At 41.1% G+C, this 18012-nt stretch carries 18 protein-coding genes; 13 read left to right on the plus strand and 5 right to left on the minus strand.

The genetic code is table 11. The annotated features are described in order from the left end of the window. Positions 1–662 precede the first annotated feature (662 nt). Complete coding sequence (locus E3K36_16275) at positions 663–1043, plus strand: clan AA aspartic protease (protein ID MCF6156750.1); 381 nt, start codon at positions 663–665, stop codon at positions 1041–1043. A 176-nt stretch (positions 1044–1219) separates the two neighbouring features. Continuing rightward, positions 1220–1702 carry a cyclic pyranopterin monophosphate synthase MoaC gene (moaC, locus tag E3K36_16280; protein MCF6156751.1) on the plus strand — a complete coding sequence of 161 codons (483 nt, stop codon included), beginning with the start codon at positions 1220–1222 and terminating at the stop codon, positions 1700–1702. Here the strand turns inward: moaC and E3K36_16285 are convergent. The 5 genes from E3K36_16285 to E3K36_16305 all read right to left on the minus strand — a co-directional run bounded on the left by E3K36_16285 (position 1699) and on the right by E3K36_16305 (position 5833). Next, positions 1699–2622: a metallophosphatase family protein gene (locus tag E3K36_16285; protein ID MCF6156752.1), complete on the minus strand. Its 924-nt coding sequence runs from the start codon at positions 2620–2622 to the stop codon at positions 1699–1701. The genes moaC and E3K36_16285 overlap by 4 nt on opposite strands. Positions 2623–2655: 33 nt before the next feature. Further along, positions 2656–3462, minus strand: coding sequence for a hypothetical protein (locus E3K36_16290; GenBank protein ID MCF6156753.1), 807 nt, complete (start codon positions 3460–3462; stop codon positions 2656–2658). Between the two features lie 71 nt (positions 3463–3533). After that, positions 3534–3878, minus strand: coding sequence for a DUF3147 domain-containing protein (locus E3K36_16295; GenBank protein MCF6156754.1), 345 nt, complete (start codon positions 3876–3878; stop codon positions 3534–3536). 233 nt (positions 3879–4111) lie between these two features. After that, positions 4112–4825, minus strand: a complete 714-nt coding sequence (locus E3K36_16300) for a tetratricopeptide repeat protein (protein ID MCF6156755.1) — start codon at positions 4823–4825, stop codon at positions 4112–4114. Positions 4826–4966: 141 nt separating this feature from the next. Then, positions 4967–5833, minus strand: a complete 867-nt coding sequence (locus E3K36_16305; protein MCF6156756.1) for a hypothetical protein — start codon at positions 5831–5833, stop codon at positions 4967–4969. Positions 5834–6228: 395 nt separating this feature from the next. Between E3K36_16305 and E3K36_16310 the strand changes: the two genes are divergently transcribed. The 11 genes from E3K36_16310 to E3K36_16360 all read left to right on the plus strand — a co-directional run bounded on the left by E3K36_16310 (position 6229) and on the right by E3K36_16360 (position 18006). Next, a complete protein-coding gene (locus E3K36_16310; protein ID MCF6156757.1) occupies positions 6229–7329 on the plus strand; it encodes a DegT/DnrJ/EryC1/StrS family aminotransferase in 1101 nt (366 codons plus the stop codon). A 21-nt stretch (positions 7330–7350) separates the two neighbouring features. Beyond that, positions 7351–10185, plus strand: coding sequence for an LPS-assembly protein LptD (locus E3K36_16315; protein ID MCF6156758.1), 2835 nt, complete (start codon positions 7351–7353; stop codon positions 10183–10185). A 12-nt stretch (positions 10186–10197) separates the two neighbouring features. Next, positions 10198–10698 carry a pantetheine-phosphate adenylyltransferase gene (gene coaD, locus E3K36_16320; protein ID MCF6156759.1) on the plus strand — a complete coding sequence of 167 codons (501 nt, stop codon included), beginning with the start codon at positions 10198–10200 and terminating at the stop codon, positions 10696–10698. Further along, positions 10695–11486 carry a TIGR00282 family metallophosphoesterase gene (locus E3K36_16325; protein ID MCF6156760.1) on the plus strand — a complete coding sequence of 264 codons (792 nt, stop codon included), beginning with the start codon at positions 10695–10697 and terminating at the stop codon, positions 11484–11486. Before coaD ends, E3K36_16325 begins: the two co-directional genes overlap by 4 nt. Positions 11487–11585: 99 nt before the next feature. Further along, positions 11586–12839 carry an exodeoxyribonuclease VII large subunit gene (xseA, locus tag E3K36_16330; protein MCF6156761.1) on the plus strand — a complete coding sequence of 418 codons (1254 nt, stop codon included), beginning with the start codon at positions 11586–11588 and terminating at the stop codon, positions 12837–12839. A 13-nt stretch (positions 12840–12852) separates the two neighbouring features. Continuing rightward, the gene (locus E3K36_16335; GenBank protein ID MCF6156762.1) at positions 12853–13101 is read left to right on the plus strand and encodes an exodeoxyribonuclease VII small subunit; all 249 of its coding nucleotides are present in this window, start codon (positions 12853–12855) and stop codon (positions 13099–13101) included. Positions 13102–13148: 47 nt separating this feature from the next. After that, on the plus strand, positions 13149–15083 hold the full coding sequence (gene dxs, locus E3K36_16340) for a 1-deoxy-D-xylulose-5-phosphate synthase (GenBank protein MCF6156763.1): 1935 nt from the start codon (positions 13149–13151) through the stop codon (positions 15081–15083). Between the two features lie 3 nt (positions 15084–15086). After that, the gene (locus E3K36_16345) at positions 15087–15929 is read left to right on the plus strand and encodes an NAD(+)/NADH kinase (protein MCF6156764.1); all 843 of its coding nucleotides are present in this window, start codon (positions 15087–15089) and stop codon (positions 15927–15929) included. Beyond that, a complete protein-coding gene (locus E3K36_16350; GenBank protein ID MCF6156765.1) occupies positions 15916–16119 on the plus strand; it encodes a 4Fe-4S dicluster domain-containing protein in 204 nt (67 codons plus the stop codon). Before E3K36_16345 ends, E3K36_16350 begins: the two co-directional genes overlap by 14 nt. A 44-nt stretch (positions 16120–16163) precedes the next feature. Further along, complete coding sequence (vorB, locus tag E3K36_16355; GenBank protein MCF6156766.1) at positions 16164–17258, plus strand: 3-methyl-2-oxobutanoate dehydrogenase subunit VorB; 1095 nt, start codon at positions 16164–16166, stop codon at positions 17256–17258. A 1-nt stretch (position 17259) separates the two neighbouring features. Continuing rightward, positions 17260–18006: a 2-oxoglutarate oxidoreductase gene (locus tag E3K36_16360; protein ID MCF6156767.1), complete on the plus strand. Its 747-nt coding sequence runs from the start codon at positions 17260–17262 to the stop codon at positions 18004–18006. The last annotated feature ends 6 nt before the right edge of the window (positions 18007–18012 follow it).

Raw genomic sequence — 18012 nt, forward strand, 5'->3', positions numbered from 1 at the left:
TGGATTCCTGCTTTCGCAGGAATGACAACTTTTGTAACAATTTATCTTTTTGATAGGTATCTTTCAACTGCTCGCGCCCAAACTCCTTCCTCATTCCCCACTTCCGTGAGGACAGGTTTCATGAGGATATGGTTTGGGAGTGTAATGGACGAGAAACTCAGTTTCTTTGCAATTGTGTTCCTAAACAGATGCTTCCACAAGTTCAGCACATGGTTTGGGAACAAGCAGTGGCGATTTATTTAAAGGCAATTTTCAAACGTCTAAGATGTTACTTTTTATAGTATTGACACGAAAATATACACTATGGTTGTACGTTTTTTGTGTAAGTTTTTTACCTCCTCTTCATCGTTCGACTGAGCTCACGACGAAGTCCCCTCTTTGCGAAGGAGGGGAAAGAGGGACGGTAATTTTGGTTGCGGCTTCGCTGCGTTATGAATAGTGCGAATTTGAAAATCATTATTATGTATTGATAATGCACATTAAAGGTATATAATCTGTGCGGGAGGTTAATACTATGAAAAGATTGAATATTACAATACCCGATGACTTAAGTTATGAATTGGAAACTGTACCTGATAAAAGTCGCTTTATTACCTGTTAAAAACTCGACTCAAATGTGAAGATAAATCTTGGATAAAGATTTTTAAAGGAGTAAACAAATCATGGGTATCGTAAACACAAAGGTAATCTTGAAAAATCCAAGAAGGCTTGAATTAGAACCGGTTGAAACCGAAGCGTTGGTGGATACAAGGTCGATACACTTATGCATTCCCGATCATATCAAAATACAACTTGGATTAGAGGAGATTGACAAAAAAGAAGTGACTTTAGCGGACGGAAGCAAGAAGCTGGTTCCTTACGTTGGTCCAATTGAATTACGGTTCAAGCATCGGGTCGGATTTGCCGGTGCACTGGTCATGGGAGATCGGATGCTATTCGGAGCAATACCCATGGAAGATATGGATCTGGTTGTTGTCCCTAGAACCAGAATGATAGATGTAAATCCGAACAGTCCCAATATTGCAACATCAATAGCTAAGTAATTTGATATACGGCTAATACCACACAACCGTATCCTGTAATGCTTAAACAAGAAAATGGTAATGGTGCGCAGAGGCGGGTAAATCCCTGCAAAGATTCATAAAGCTCGTTGGTTCAATAAATATTATAAAATTTCTCAATTAAAAATGCCGCAGAAAGAGAGGCAGATATTAAACAAATGTCACAGTTAACCCATTTTGACGAACAGGGCGCATCCCGCATGGTGGATGTCAGTAATAAAGAAATTACGGACAGAATTGCCATTGCCCATGCAAAGGTTGTTATGAAACCGGAGACATTCCAGCTTGTGATGGATAAAAAAATACAGAAAGGAGATGTGCTGGAGGTGGCCAGAGTTGCGGGCATTATGGCGGCAAAGCAAACCTTTACCCTGATTCCTATGTGCCATCCACTCAATTTAACGAGTGTAAAGATTGATTATACGAATAATTCCGTGAATGAAATTGAAGTATTTTCAGAAGTTCGAGTTACCGGGAAAACTGGGGTGGAAATGGAGGCGATTACCGCGGCGACTGTTTGTGCGATTACGATATACGATATGTGCAAATCCGTAGATAAAGGGATGGTAATCAGCGATATTCATCTGGTGAAAAAATCGGGCGGGAAGAGTGGGACATTTGTTTTTGGTAAAGATTTCTAAACCCCCTTTAATACCCTTTCTGCCAATTCACTCGGCAGTTTTGCCTCTGTTATTTTTTTGGAAGCGGCTTCCGCATTATACGGCACCCGTCTGAAGTCGAGATGTTTTGCGGCAGAATCGAACATCACATAACATGCTTGTGGATTCCCATCCCGCGGCTGACCCACCGAACCCACATTGATGTAATATTTCCATTCCTTGTTTGAATCGATATCGAAAGATTCTGCCTTATTCGTTGACTGCTTTTCAATAAGCATCAGTCTCATGTCGTAATTATCTGCCGGAACAAGGACAGAGGCATTTACCGTTCTCGTTTCTTTTGTATAAATATACGCTGAAGGGCGATGCGTATGACCTCCAAAGGTTACCCTTGACCATAGAGTTGTATACCTTAACACGCTTGCATTCCGGACATATTCGTATCCTTGGGGATATGAAGGCGTACTATGTACGATTTCAAAATCTTCCTTGCTAAATTTCATCCTTAAGGAAAGACCCTTCAAAAATTTTATATTCTCCTTTTTCAACACCCCTTTGGTCCAGTTTACGGCAGTCATTGCTATGGGATTCATTTCGGTCGTGAGGGATGGTTCGCCAACGGCCTCTCTATCATGGTTACCACTAATAGCAATACCTTTCTTTTCCAATACCATAATAGCATTGAGCAGATTGTCCTGCTGTTTGGAGTCGAGGTATGGTTGTGCAACGATTTTACTGATGTTCTCTAGAGAGACCTTTTTTCTGCCGTAGATTAAGTAGCGGACAATGTCACAGCACTCATTTGGCGATGCGCCGTAGCCAACAATATCGCCAGCGATCAATAGCCTGTCAATGTTACCTTCTTTTTCAACGATTTTTTCCATTACAGCCAGTAAGGCATCTACGTTGCTGTGAATGTCTGATAAAATGGCGTTTTTCACGAGTTATTTTAATTGCCCGAAAACGATTATACTTTAAATGTTGCTTAATAACTTTTTTAATTCTTCCGCTGATGGAATTCTATTGGCGATGTTTGGTTCTAATAGTCCATTTATGATTTCTTCCAGTTTTTGTGGTATCTGGCAGTTGATTTTGCGTGGTGGAACTTTTTCTGCTTGCCATAATTTCTTTGTTACTATTTGATATAATATGAGACCCAAAGAATACAGGTCCGTCCTGCCATCCAGTCGAATGGAAGAAGAAAGCGCTTCATAATGGACCTTCCGGGGCATGTCTTTGAGATAGTTAAGCATCTGTAACTGTTCCGGAGATGCATATTCCCTGCTAATCCCCTTAATAATCCCACCCCTTTTAATGGCTAATTCAAAGTCGATAAGGTGTATCAATCCTGTTTTTTGATTCAGGATCAAATGCCCGGGTTTTAAATCGCAGTGGACATAGTATTTGCTGTGAAGGTGCTGTAACGGGTCGCAAACGGTTATAAACGATTGAATGACTTCCTTGGTAGTTTCCGCATCTTCAATGCTTTTTTCCTGAAAATAATCTACAAGATCGTATCCATTGATGTGTTGTAACACGATAAAATTTTGTTTGATTAAAAATTTCCCGTCTCTGAATAAATCCCCCTGCCCAAAATCGCTGGCTGTTGGTATTTGCGGGTGGTTGAGTTCCTTCAAGATGTAATATTCCTCTGAAAAGTCAAAGTCAGGTGAATATTTTATCCCCTTGTCAGGTACATTAATTAAAACGGCATAATTGGACTTGTGTAAACTTGCCTGGCACTTAAATTCGTTGAATTGGTATTTATTAATTCTGTACATGACATGATAAATTTTTATATCTTTATCAGTTGTGCGATACCTTATAGCTATTTCGCCGTTGCTTCTTCCGATTATTTATAATGCTTTACGACAATACCGACAACGCCTGCAAGAACCATGTAAGTCATTACGCCAACAATAAGCGATTTTATAAACCCCCACCGGGGTAGCAGGAAGATAAGGCACAAGACGTAGAGAATCCAGGGCGGAGTCATCAGGAGGAGTCCCTTGGCGTAATGAACCGTGGAGGCCTGCCCTGCCTTGTTATAAATCAGGGTAAAAGTCAGTACGGTCATGGTAGGAAAAGTTGCAACAAAGGCGGCTAGCAGGCCCTTTCCCTGGGAACCCATATATGTCACCACACTTACGATGGTGCCGCCAAGAATAAAGTATAGTATGAAGCTCTTTAGTTGCATTATCCGTGTATTTCTGCGATGAGCCATTTCATTTTTGCCAGTTCAAAGCAAAGTCATCGATTAATTCCAGGCGATCTTTTACAAAGGGTCTTTCAAAGGTGTCGTCATACTGTAATAATGGCAAGCAGAAACGCTTTCATTTGTTTACGCACGTTTTTAATCCTAAAACAATTTTGATATTTTTAGCAATAATGGTACTTTTTAGGGTAGTCTGTTACGGTTTTTCAGATTTCTCACCGGATATTTTTTACCTTCCGTTTGGCCTGGTAGATCACACCCAAAGCGAAATGAGATTTATCATCATTTGGGTTGAGTTCCAGGGCTTTTTGCAGAGACTTAATAGCCTCGTCAAGGAGGTCCTTCTTTGCATAGGCAACACCCATATTATAGTAGGCGTCTGAATATTTAGGGTTAATTTCCACGGTCTTCTTAAATGCGACGAGGGATTCATCCATAGCATCCATAGATGCGTACGTGACACCTAAATTATAATACCCTCTTTCAAATTTTGGATTAATCTCCACTGCCTTTTTAAAGGCTGCAACGGCATCAGGGTATTGCTTTTTTTCATGATAAACAATTCCCAGGTTATAATGTGCCTCCACATATTGAGGAGATGCGGCGATAGCCTTTTTAAGTGCTTCAATGGCTTCATCTAACCGACCCATTTCATAATACAGCACTCCGAGATTACTATATGCCCTGACAAAATTGGGTTCAATCTCCAGCGTTTTTTTGTATTCACGAATGGCATCTTCTGACATTCCTTTTTCACTATACGCAATCCCAAGGTTGTAGTGCGCCTCAGCATAATTAGGGTTTTTTTCTACTGCCTGTTGAAATGCCTTGATCGCAGCATCCAAAGACTCATCATTATCATGATCCTGGCAATAACCCACATTTACTAAAACGAACAGCATGAGCGGTATAACCATATTCATTCTCATACACTACTCCTTTTGATCCTGGGTGTTGTTAAAATATAACCACGCAGAGGATAGTAAATATTTCTCTGTGTTTTTCAGTGGCTCATCCTTTTCTACCGGTTTTTATATAACTTTTTCCATTACCGACCCTATCGTAGTAATTTAATCAATCGGTATGCGGCCCTCTTTTAAAGGCCCACTCAAATTTATCATAATAATCCTGATCGCTGAAGTCATTTCAGATAGAGGGGGTTGAATCTTATGGCTTTGTAATTGGTCAATTGACGTTTCTTGAATGAACGGAAGAAGTGACGCAAACGTAAGCGTCTGTCTCTCCATAACTGGCTGAATTATGGGTTCAGATTTTTTTGTCGTAAATTGCAAACCCGAAATTCCCTCTTTCATACCGCGAGCCGATATTCCCGGTTCATATTTTCCGGTTATAAACACTGTTCCAGCTTTCACTACGGGTGCAAGTGCTGTAATGTGTGATACTACCGGGTCAGCTATGATTGGGTTTGCAATTGTTGTTTTGAATTGACCAGGCGATATCGCTGGTTGCGGTATTTCGTATTTTGGTTCGGTAACCGTTTCAGGCATCTCTTCTTTGGTTACTAAAGCAATGGGTTCTTTTTTGGCGGTTTTTAAAATCTTATGAACGAGCAGGTCTCCCACTAATAATTGCTTCAGGGAGGCGTCCTTTTTAACGGCTTTCAAATAATGATAATTTACAAAGATTAATGCTATTCCAAATCCTATTACGATCACCGAGGTAATGATCTTAGTGATAAGAGGGAAGAATTTCATAACGAGGTGAAATAAAACGACGAAGATTAGGGCAGATATTCCGACTTCTAGAAGGCCGGCTTGAGGCGAACCTGTTGAAGTGAAATAAACCATGATAAGGACGACTACCAGAAACCATATGCAAACATGGGCAACCAGGTGCTTCCAGGTATTCATGGGTTTATGGGGTGGAGGTGGCGGTATCTTTGCCGGTTCTATGGATTGGTTAATTTTGTTTGTCATGAATGAAAAACTGCAAGAACTGTCTATTCAATGAACACTATGGATATTATATTAAAAGATAACGATTACATAGTACTAATATCTATAGTGGTGTCAAGTCTAATTATACAGGTATCCTAAAATTTGTCCGGCAAGGCGTAATAAATTAGGACTTCGGCTACTTTTTCAATGCAGAGCGAACTTTAGTTCGCATGGGATGTAAGCGAACCGAAGTTCGCGCTGCAACAAACTTTGAAATTCCTGATTATTTAACACTGGGTGTTTTGGACTGCCTTTTTTAATTGACAAATCTCGTTTTACTAAATATAATGTCAACCGCCAGTGATGCAAATATAGTAGTTTGGCAAACTTAGGAATTAAAAATTAATTGACTACCTGATAGCCATTATTTATTGATGAAAGTAAGTTCTTTGGATTTAAAGCGGCAGTATGAAAGTATTCGAGAGGAAATAAATAAAGCCGTTTTAGAGGTAATAGCCAGTCAGTCCTTTGTCCTCGGCCCTTTTGTCGAATCGTTTGAAAATAGCATAGCAAAAATTTGTTCTGTTAAACATGCCATTGGAGTATCTTCGGGTACAGATGCAATATTGTTAGCCTTAATGGCATGTGGTATTAAAAATGGTGATGAGGTTATTACGACACCGTTTACTTTCTTTGCAACGGCCGGCTCAATCGCGCGTTTAGGGGCCGTTCCTGTCTTTGTGGATATCGATCCCGCTACTTACAACATCGATGTAAGTAAGATAGTGCCGGCTGTAAATAAAAAAACTAGGGCGATCCTTCCTGTCCATCTGTATGGACAATGTGCCGACATGGATGCTATCCTTGAGATTGCACATGACAACGGATTAAGGGTTATTGAAGATGCCGCACAGGCCATAGGGGCAGTTTATAAAGGGAAAAATGCAGGATCTCTGGGAGATGTGGGGTGTTTTTCATTCTATCCCACAAAAAACCTTGGCGGTTATGGTGACGGGGGGCTTGTAACAACCAACGATGATGGATTGGCTGAGTTTGTTAAAATCTTAAGGGTGCATGGGTCGAAACCGAAGTATTATCATTCTCACATCGGCATTAACGGAAGGCTGGACGCCATCCAGGCTGCGATCCTGTCGGTGAAGCTGAAATACCTGGATAGCTGGTCCGAGAAACGCAGAAAGATTGCTGCATATTATCATGAACATTTAAAAGGATTATCCATTCGACTACCCCAGATAGAACCCCGCAATATCCATATATTTCATCAGTACGTAATAGCAACATCAAGCAGAGACGCATTGATGAAATATCTCGAGAGTAAAGGGATAGATACGGCTATTTATTACCCGATTCCCCTTCATTTGCAAAAATGTTTTGAGTACTTAGGGTACAAATCAGGTGCTTTACCAGAGTCTGAGAGAGCTTCTCATGAGACGTTAGCCCTGCCCATCTTTCCGGAGATTACCCAGAAAGAGCAGGATTATGTGATTTATCACATAAAAAATTTCATTTCGTAACTTTCATTTTAAATTTTTCTCATGCGAATAATACAGGCTTTTTTAATTCTCACCGCATTATTTTTAATCAATGAGTATAATTACGCAGGAAGTTTGCTTTCTACGGTAAGAAATATTGAACAGCGGCCTTTTTCCCTGTCAGCCAATAATATCCGTACGTGGAAAAAAGATGGAATTCGGATCTTTGTTGCTCAGAAAGATGCAAGGATATTGCAAGGGCCATTTCAGATTACGGCTGATACGGTTGTTTGCTGGTTTCATGAGGCAGAGGCTGTACAACGCACAGAGGCAACTGTGGAGGTGTATTGTGAGGGTGGGGTTACTATTCTGCAGGGCGAAAACTATGAAAAATACGAACAGGTATATTTACGATTTGAGACGATGACGGGTGTCGTAGTTAATCCTGATATACAGCCGATAGAAACTTTTGAAGAGGCTCAGGAGATGGAGGTTGTCCTGCGGGGCGAGGAAATTCGTTTAATGAAAAAAGATGAGTATTTATCCACCGAGATTCCACGGAAGGTTCCGATTTCAGGCGTTTCCCGAAAAGAAGAAATGGTTGATATTATTGCCGATAGTATTGATTCATGGGAGGAAGGAGACAGACGTATCGTTGTTGCCCTTGGCAATGTAGAAATCAAAAAAGAGGATATGACGATAGATGCCGACAGCGTAATCTTGTGGTTTGAAAAGAAAGAATCGGATAGTTCAAAGTATTCTGAACAACCTTTGTGTGAAATTTACGCCGAAGGAAATGTGACAATGCGACGTAAAGACGATATACAGATTGCTGACAAAATATTTGAGGATGTGAAGGAAGACAAGGGTATTCTTATTAATAGCAAGATAAAAACAGTTATTCAGCAACAGAAAAAAACTAAAATAAGTGATAGCTCAATAAAACCGCGTTCAAAAAAAGACAAAACATCTCTTTGGGAAGGGATGCCTGCTTATGTTAGCGGAGAAGAGATAAAACACGTTGCCAAAGGACAATACGAAATAAAAAATGGCACGATAAGTACTTGTGGATACGGACATCCTCACTATCATTTTAAAGGGAAAAGGATCAGATTGGTTCAGAGGGATATTCATAACATTTTATCTTCGACAAACAATGCATTTTATCTGGGTAAATACCCCGTAGCTTATTTGCCATATCTATCTCTTGATGTAAGGAAACGAGAGCGAATCTTGAAAGACTGGCAATTCGGGAGCTCATCTCGTTTTGGTTCATTTCTTAAGACAGATTGGGATTTATTTGCGGTTACAGGCGGGAAGCAAAAAGAATGGAGTGACCTTACAGTAAATCTTGATTATTTAGAAAAAAGAGGGGTGGGTACGGGACTCGATTTTGAGTACAAAGGAGAAGACCTGGTCGGTTATGTTAATACCTACTATATAAAAGACCAGGGGGATTTCGATATTAATGATATTCCGATTGAACAAGAAGATCGTGGTACTATTCTTTGGAGACACCGGCAGGAATTACCTTACGATTGGCGCTTAGACATGGAATATTCCTATTTGAGTGATCCCCGATTCCTCCGGGAATTTTTTGAACATGAATTTAAACAGGAAAAAGACCGTGAAACGGTATTGTATTTACGAAGAATTCATGATACCACTGCAGAAACGTTTTTGATTAACGAACAGTTTAACGGGTTTGATACAACCGTAGGTTCATTGCGGGAAAAAAGATACGCAGAACGTTTGCCTGAGGCCGCATATCGTATCATTGGAGAGCCTATTGCCGACAACTTATTTATATTTACTTCGGAATCATCGGCTACTTATTTTGATGGCTCTTTCGACCAGTCGGAAGTGACCGAACTTGACAGTTCTTTTACTGGCTCCTCACCAGGCCCATCGGTTGAACCTCAGTCGGTTACGAGGGTTGATACTGTAAACCGCATCAGTATGCCTTTTAAGCCATGGTTTTTTAACATAAATCCCTTTGTAGAAGGAAGGGCTACCGGATATACAGAAAGTATCGACACATCTGGTTCTGTTGATGAGGCAAATGGCCCTGCCACAGGGCGTTTCATCGGTTCTCTTGGATTTGATTGGAGTTCGACGCATTGGAGAAGCTATAGTGTCTATAATGATTTCCTTAAAATAAATCGCTTACGGCACATCTTCGTTCCTGAGTTACGTTATATTTACAGTCCGGTTGTTACGGAAGACCCCAATGAACTCTATCAACACGATGCAATCGATGCATTGGATTCATCTCAAGTCGCAGTCATCGGGATAAAAAATAAATTACAGACAAAACGGGGAGAACCTGGTTTTGAGAAAACAGTAGATTTTGTTGATTTTAATGTAGATTATTATATGTTTCCGACAAGCGCTGGCCTTTTCAACGATGGTATCAATGGTATTATTATAAGAAGGGATAACTTTATCAATATAGACTTTCGTTCCCAACTGACGGATATTGTTGCATTTGTTTCTGAAAGGAATGAATTTAATACAGACGATTTTCAGTTTGATGTTTTAACATCGGGCTTTGAGATCTCTAATCCACCCGACTGGCAATATTTTATAGGGCATCGGTTTATCAGGGATATCAGCTCTACGATTATCTTGGGGGCTGATTACACGATTAGCGAGAAATGGAGAATCATGGCAGTGGAAAAGTATGACTTCAGGTCTCTGGAAATTGAGGATGGCAGGGACAGGGAAACGGAAAATAAACCCAAGAATCTTAAAACAAATTTTGTATTATCCCGCTATTTTCATGATTGGGTAGGAAGTATTACGCTCGAATTAGATCCGGTAAGAAACGACAGTTCCTATAGATTTGACATAACTCCCAGAGGATTAGAAAAAAGATCAAGACGTTTTTGGTTTTGAGATATACATATGATGAAAAAGGCGGTTTATCCCGGAACATTTGATCCTGTTACCAACGGCCACCTTGATGTAATCAAAAGGGGGAGTCTCATTTTTGACATGTTAGTTGTTTCGGTGGGATGTAATCCGTTAAAAGATGCCCTATTCTCCGTGGCGGAACGCATGGAGATGATTCGGGAATATGTTAAGGATCTGAAAAATGTTGAGGTCGACAGTTTTGAAGGCATGTTGGTGGATTATCTCAAAAAACAAAAAACAAATATTATATTGCGTGGCATACGTACAGTATCGGACTTTGAGTATGAATTTCAGCGGGCGCTGACCAATCGAGTCCTCAATAAAGAAGTTGAGACGGTATTTGTAATGACCAGTGAACAATATTCTTTTTTAAATTCAACACTTATTAAGGAAGCCGTTAGCCTGGGAGGCAGTGTGAGCCAATTTGTCCCTCCGGACGTTGAAAAGCGTCTGGTACAGAAATTTAAGCATATGCATAGAAAGTATACTCAATGAAAATTAACGTCTTGGTTATTGGTGACATTGTGGGGAAACCGGGTCGTGTTATATTGAAGGATAAGTTAAAATCATTCATCGACAAGGAAGACATACACTTTTGCATTGCAAATGGAGAAAACGCAGCAGCAGGAGCGGGGATAACAGGGGAAATAGCAGCAGAATTATTTTCTTATGGTGTTGATGTTATAACCACGGGTGACCATGTGTGGGATAAAAAGGAAATATTGCCAGCACTGGAGACCAATAAAAGTATCCTGAGACCTGCAAATTATTCACCTCTGGCAATAGGAAAAGGCTATGTTGTGAAGAATTCCAGAATGGGCAATCCTGTTGGGGTGATTAACTTATTGGGACGGGTGTTTATGAAACCGATAGATTGTCCTTTCCGGGCTTCTGATGAGATTTTGAAAAATATTTCAAAAGAGGCAAAAATCATCTTTGTGGATATGCATGCAGAAGCAACTTCAGAAAAGATTGCCATGGGATGGTATCTGGATGGTAAGGTGAGTGCTGTTGTCGGCACCCATACCCATGTGCCTACCGCAGATGAAAAAATTTTGCCCAAAGGAACGGCATTTATCAGCGATTTGGGGATGACGGGGCCTCATGAGTCAGTCCTGGGGAGAAAGATTGAGTGTGTAGTAAAGGCTATTGTGACACAGATGCCCACTCGATTTGATGTGGCAGATAAAGATATCCGGATAAATGGTGTGAAGGTGGTTGTGGATAGCCAGACGGGAAACGCAGAAAGCATACGGAGAATCGAAGTTAAAGAAGGTGATTAAATTATTTCCTGACTTCGTCCAGTATGACTTCATTCCGGGTAAAATCATACTGGGCAAAACCGAAGTATAACTGAAGAACCTCAACAGTAAAATTTATATATGAACTTTAATCAAGTGTTACCTTTATTACTGGATACAACAAAAAGTCGAAACAAGATACTGACAATTTCTGAACTTACCCGGAGGATACGTGGTTCACTCGAACAAGAATTTTTTAACTTGTGGGTCGTAGGAGAAGTATCTAATTTAAGGCGACCTACATCAGGACATGTGTATCTGACACTGAAAGATACCGATGCACAACTTCAAGCCGTTATGTTCAAAACCGTTGCGAACAGTATAAAGTTTGAGGTAAGGGATGGGATGGAGATTTTGGCTTTTGGTTCAGTTACTGTTTACGAGGCCCGTGGTCAGTATCAATTGATTATTGAACGTATTGAGCCAAAAGGGATTGGTGCATTGCAACTGGCGTTTTTACAGTTAAAGGAGCGTCTTGAAAAAGAAGGTCTATTTGACCCCGCACATAAAAAGCCGCTTCCTGTGCTTCCGAAAAAAATTGCCATTGTGACATCTTTGACGGGCGCTGCAATCAGAGACATCTTAAATGTAATTAACAGACGATTTGCAAGGGTGGAAATTCTCATCTATCCGGTAAAGGTACAGGGTGAAGGTGCAGCGCAGGAAATTGCACAGGCAATTACTGATTTGAATGCTATTTCCGATATTGACGTAATGATTGTAGGAAGGGGGGGCGGTAGTTTAGAGGATTTGTGGGCCTTTAATGAAGAAGTGGTTGCACGAAGCATTTATGCCTCGAAAATTCCTGTTATTTCAGCCGTAGGCCATGAAATTGATGTGACTATTTCAGACTTAGTTGCTGACAAGAGGGCACTTACACCTACCGAGGCGGGTGAGTTGGTTGTTCCTCGGTATGACCAGGTAAAAGATTCGGTAGAAAAAATTAAGACTAGACTTATACAAGCATTGTATAATAAAATATTGCTTATCAGAACCAGATTGCAGAGGATTAATAACAGTTTTTCGTTTAAAAGACCATTCGATAAGATATTCAGGCTACAGCAGGATTTGGACGAAGTTGCACAACGGCTCGTTACTGCAGGCAAACATACCATGGAATTAGAACGTGAACGACTGACCGGTTTGGCAAACAGATTGGACAGTGTGAGTCCGTTAAAAGTGTTAAACAGAGGTTATTCTATTACTACAAGTGAAGAAAATGACAAACCCATTAAGTCAATTGAAGGATTAACTATTGGTCAAAGGCTGAAGACACGGTTTTTTAATGGTGGTATTGTATCTTCAGTTGTTGAGATTTTGAAGAACGAAGTGTGAATTTTAGTCTATCATGGCAAAGATAAAATTTGAGGATGCATTAAAAGGATTAGAAGATATTGTAGAACGGCTCGAAAAAGGAGATATGTCACTTGATGAAACCTTGTCCGGATACGAAGAGGGGATTAAACTGTATAAACAGTGTGTCGTCCTGTTAGAAGATGCGGAAAAAAAGATTCAGATCCTGGTGAAAGGTGAAAACGGTGCCTTCCGTACCAAAGATTTTGGGATTGAAACGGCCCAGAATGACAATTCAAAATGAACATTGACTATTCGATAAACTTTTTAGATGTATCCAAATGATAAAATATGAGTAAGATATTGGATTGTATTGAATATCCGGAAGATTTGAAGAAGTTAAAGCTGGAGGATTTGCCCAGGCTCGCAACGGAAATTCGGGAATTAATCGTAGACGTTGTTTCAAAAAATCCAGGTCATCTTTCTTCCAACCTCGGTGTAGTTGAATTAACCATTGCGCTCCATTATTGTTTCGATTTTAAGAGGGATAAAATTGTGTGGGATGTCGGCCACCAGGCATATGTTCACAAGATTCTCACTGGTCGGAAATCGAGATTTTCAACCTTAAGACAATATAAGGGGCTCAGCGGTTTCCCGGATAAAAATGAGAGTGTTTATGATCCCTTTACGTGTGGTCATAGCGGGAACGCCATATCGGCTGCACTAGGGATGGCCTGCGCCGATGCAATTCTTGGATACAAGAGATCGATTGTGGCCGTTGTGGGTGATGGCGCTATAGGGGCGGGGATGTCTTTGGAGGCGTTAAACCATGCGGGTGATCTGAAGAAGAATGTGTTGGTGATATTAAACGATAATGAGATGTCGATATCCAATACCGTGGGTGCTTTTTCAAAATATTTGAACAAAATCAGGACTGCTCCGCTATTTGCCGATCTTAAAAAAGAAGCTCGTAATTTACTGAGCCTTTTGCCAGTATTTGGCAAACCAGTTGAAAAGACGCTGGAACACATTGTTGAGTTAATAAGACGGGGAGCTACCCCGGGTCAGATATTTGTAGACCTTGGATTTAATTATTTTGGTCCCATTGACGGGCACGATTTCCGGATATTGATAGAAACATTGAATGATATAAAGCATCTCGAAGGTCCGGTGCTTTTACATGTAGCAACTGAAAAAGGTCGTGGATTTGAGCCGGCATGTCAGAATCCAACACAATACCACAGTGCCGGCAAGTTTGAAATGTGCGACGGAAAAATTAAACAGTCCTCAAACGATGCCAAAAAGATTTCTTACACAAATGTTTTCGGAGATACCCTGGTGGAACTGGCAAAAACCGACCTTAAAATAGCAGGTATTACGGCTGCCATGCCTGACGGAACCGGCATGGTTTCTTTTGGGAAAAAATTTCCAGACCGGTTTTATGATGTTGGAATTTGTGAACAGCATGCCGTGGGTTTGGCTAACGGATTGTCTGCGGGTGGACTGAAACCTGTAGTTGCTATCTACTCAACATTCTTGCAGCGGGCTTATGATCAGGTCTTTCATGATGTTTGTCTGCAAAGGAATAAAGTTGTGTTTGTGCTGGATAGAGCAGGAATTGTGGGGAATGATGGCCCCACGCATAATGGTGTATTTGATATTGCTTATCTGCGTAATCTGCCGGAAATTGTCTTGATGGCGCCAAAGGACGGGAATGAGTTAAAGTCTATGCTAAAGCTTGCTTTAGATTCAGACCAAACTGTTGCGATCCGATATCCCAAAGAGGATGTTCCTGACGAAAAACTTAATTCACATTATAAGACGTTTGAGATTGGAAAGTCTGAGGTGTTGAGAGAGGGGACAGATGGTGTGCTTCTTGCTTACGGTGCCATGGTGTATCGATGCTTGCAGGCTGCGGAAAAGCTGAGTGAAAAAGGCATAGAGGTAACGGTAGTTAATGCAAGGTTTGCCAAACCCCTTGACAAAGAACTTATTTTGAAGTTAGTCAGGAACCATAAATTGATAATCACGGTAGAAGATCATGTACTGATGGGTGGTTTTGGTTCCGCGGTACTTGAGCTTGTTTCTGATGAAAAGGAAAACATCGGTAAAATCGTGAGAATGGGTATTCCCGATCGTTTTGTTGAACATGGACCTCGGAATCTGATATTGAAAAATATTGGTTTGGATGAGGATGGAATTGCTGATAAATTTATTGCAACGCTTGGGTTCGTGGATATACACAATACATTTGCCAAGACAGGAAAGCGACGTTTGACTGTATAAAGAATGAAAAAGATTCTGGTTTTAGGCGATTTAAGCAAGAAAAAGATTTTTGATACAATTTCCGGCTTAAAATTATGGCTGGAAAAACATGTCATTGCGGAAGTTGTTGACTTGTCGAAAGAAAAAAAAATTGAAAAACCGGGGGCTGAAATAGCCGTAGTTTTCGGGGGAGATGGGGCAATCCTTTCGACATGCAGGGGGCTTGGAAGAAATCAGATACCAATTATAGGCGTGCATATGGGAAGATTTGGTTTTCTGGCAGAGCTTATGGAAAAAAACGTATGTGCCTCATTGGAAAAAATATTTATAGGGAATTATCAGATACGAAAAAGAATGCTCATTTTATGTTGTGTCGAACGTGCCGGTAAAATCGTGAACGAATCTACGGGTATTAATGATGGGGTAATCTCCCGTTCGTCTCTGTCAAGGTTGATTTCTATAAAATTAAATATTGATGAAGAATACGTGTCGACATACAGGGCAGATGGTCTAATTATATCGACTCCTTTGGGCTCTACGGCACATTCATTGTCTGCGGGAGGCCCACTTTTGTCCCCCGATTTAAACGCATTTATCATTGTACCCATATGCCCCCATACCCTTACGAATCGTCCATTAGTCGTTTCAGGTAATGTAAAGATCGAGATGGAAATCTTGTCTCAATTAAGTGGTACTGGTTTTACCGTAGACGGTCAGGTCTTTACCGAACTAGAAATGGGCGATAAGATAAAGGTCGAAAAGTCAGATGTTGAGGTTCAGATGATTGATACAGGCACGCGGACGTTTTATGGAGTGTTGCGCGAAAAATTAAACTGGGGAGGACAACCAAATTATGGCCGTAATTAAAATAAAAGAAAGTTATTGTAAAGGATGTCTTCTTTGTGTCCCTGTATGTCATAACAAATCATTGGTGGTATCCGATGTCATAAACGAACATGGACTGCATCCTGTGAAGTTCAGAGAAGATGCAGAATGCGATGGTTGTAAAAAATGTGCAATAATGTGTCCTGACGTAGCAATAGAGATTTATAATTAAGTGATAACCGTTATTTATAAAGACAATTTGCTGGGGGCATATCTATTATGAAACAGTTATTGACCGGAAATGAAGCGGCAGCGGAAGCGGCAATAGTGGCGGGATGCAGATTCTATTATGGGTATCCCATTACTCCCCAGAATGAACTTATTAATTATATGTCAATAAGGATGCCTCAGGTCGGTGGCACCTTTATCCAGGCAGAGAGTGAGATTGCAGCCATTAGTATGGTTCACGGGAGTGCTGCGGCTGGCGGTCGTGCAATGACCTCCTCATCCAGCCCTGGTATCAGCCTGAAACAAGAAGGAATTTCCTATCTGGCTGGAAGTGAACTTCCCTGCGTAATTGTCAATATACAGCGTGGAGGACCTGGATTGGGTGATATCTCGGCATCACAGGCAGACTATTTTCAAGCTGTAAAGGGCGGGGGACATGGCGATTATCATACCATCGTGCTTGCACCCAGTTCTGTTCAAGAGATGGCTGACCTCGTCTACGATGCCTTTGACCTGGCAGATAAATACCGAAATCCTGTTATGATTCTTGGAGATGCACAGATTGGCCAATTAATGGAACCTGTGGAATTTTATAAAAAACCCAAAAAAAATATTTCACCGAAAAATTGGGCGCTGACAGGGGCGGAAGGGAGGAAAAGGAATATTGTGAAATCTTTTTATCCTGTGAAAGGCCAACTGGAAGAGTTCAATGCCTACTTGCAGAAAAAATATAAAACAATAGAAGAACATGAAGTTCGGTATGAGGCGGTCAATATCCATAAGGCCGATGTTGTCCTGGTTGCTTATGGTACGTCCGCACGGATATGCAAAGAGGTTGTCAGGAAGAGCAGGCGGCTTGAATTTAAAGTTGGTCTGGTACGCCCGATTACCTTGTGGCCATTTCCGAAGGAGATCATCCGGAAGATATCAGAAAGGGTGCAGTGTATCTTAACGGTTGAAATGAGTGCCGGGCAGATGGTTGAGGATGTGAGGCTTGCGGTTGAGGGCAGATGTCCGGTTCATTTTTACGGAAGGACTGGCGGAGGCGTACCCACATCTTCGGAAGTAATTAAAAAAATAGTGGAAGTCGTACCCAATAGCCGCGCAGCCAATACGTTATTACAATTAGCTGAGGTAAAGTAATATGCAATCCATATATGAAAGACCAAAAACGTTTATCGACACAGCAACGCATTTTTGTCCTGGTTGTGGTCACGGAATCGTCCTGAGACTGATTGCTGAGATTATTGATGCGTGGGGCATTCGGGGTAAAACCATTGGACTGGCACCGGTGGGATGCGCAGTTCTTGCATATAATTATCTTGATATTGATATGTGTGAAGCTGCACATGGCCGTCCGCCTGCCGTAGCCACAGGTATCAAGAGAGTACATCCTGACCATATTGTGTTTGCTTATCAGGGAGACGGTGATCTTGCGGCAATTGGAACAGCGGAAATTATTCATGCCGCCAATAGGGGAGAGAATATCACGTTTATCTTTGTCAATAATGCAATTTACGGCATGACAAATGGCCAAATGGCACCGACGACCTTATTGGGACAAAAAACTGCCACAACACCGTCAGGGCGAGATGCGATAAACTATGGAAACCCTATCCGTGTGTGTGAACTTCTGTCGGTCCTGGATGGTACCAGTTACCTGGAAAGGGTTTGTCTTTCCACACCTGAAAACGTTCGTAAAACCAAAAAAGCAATTGAAAAAGGATTTAAAACACAGCGTGAGAAGAAGGGATTTTCCCTGATAGAAATTCTATCCCCTTGCCCAATTTACTGGAGAATGGATGCCAATGAGGCGATGAGGTACATCGATGAAGAAATGTCCGGTACCTTCCCGCTCGGGGTGGTAAAAGATTGGGAGAGGAAAAACTAAGCTGGC

The organism is Candidatus Brocadia sp., assembly GCA_021646415.1.
GTDB lineage: Bacteria > Planctomycetota > Brocadiia > Brocadiales > Brocadiaceae > Brocadia.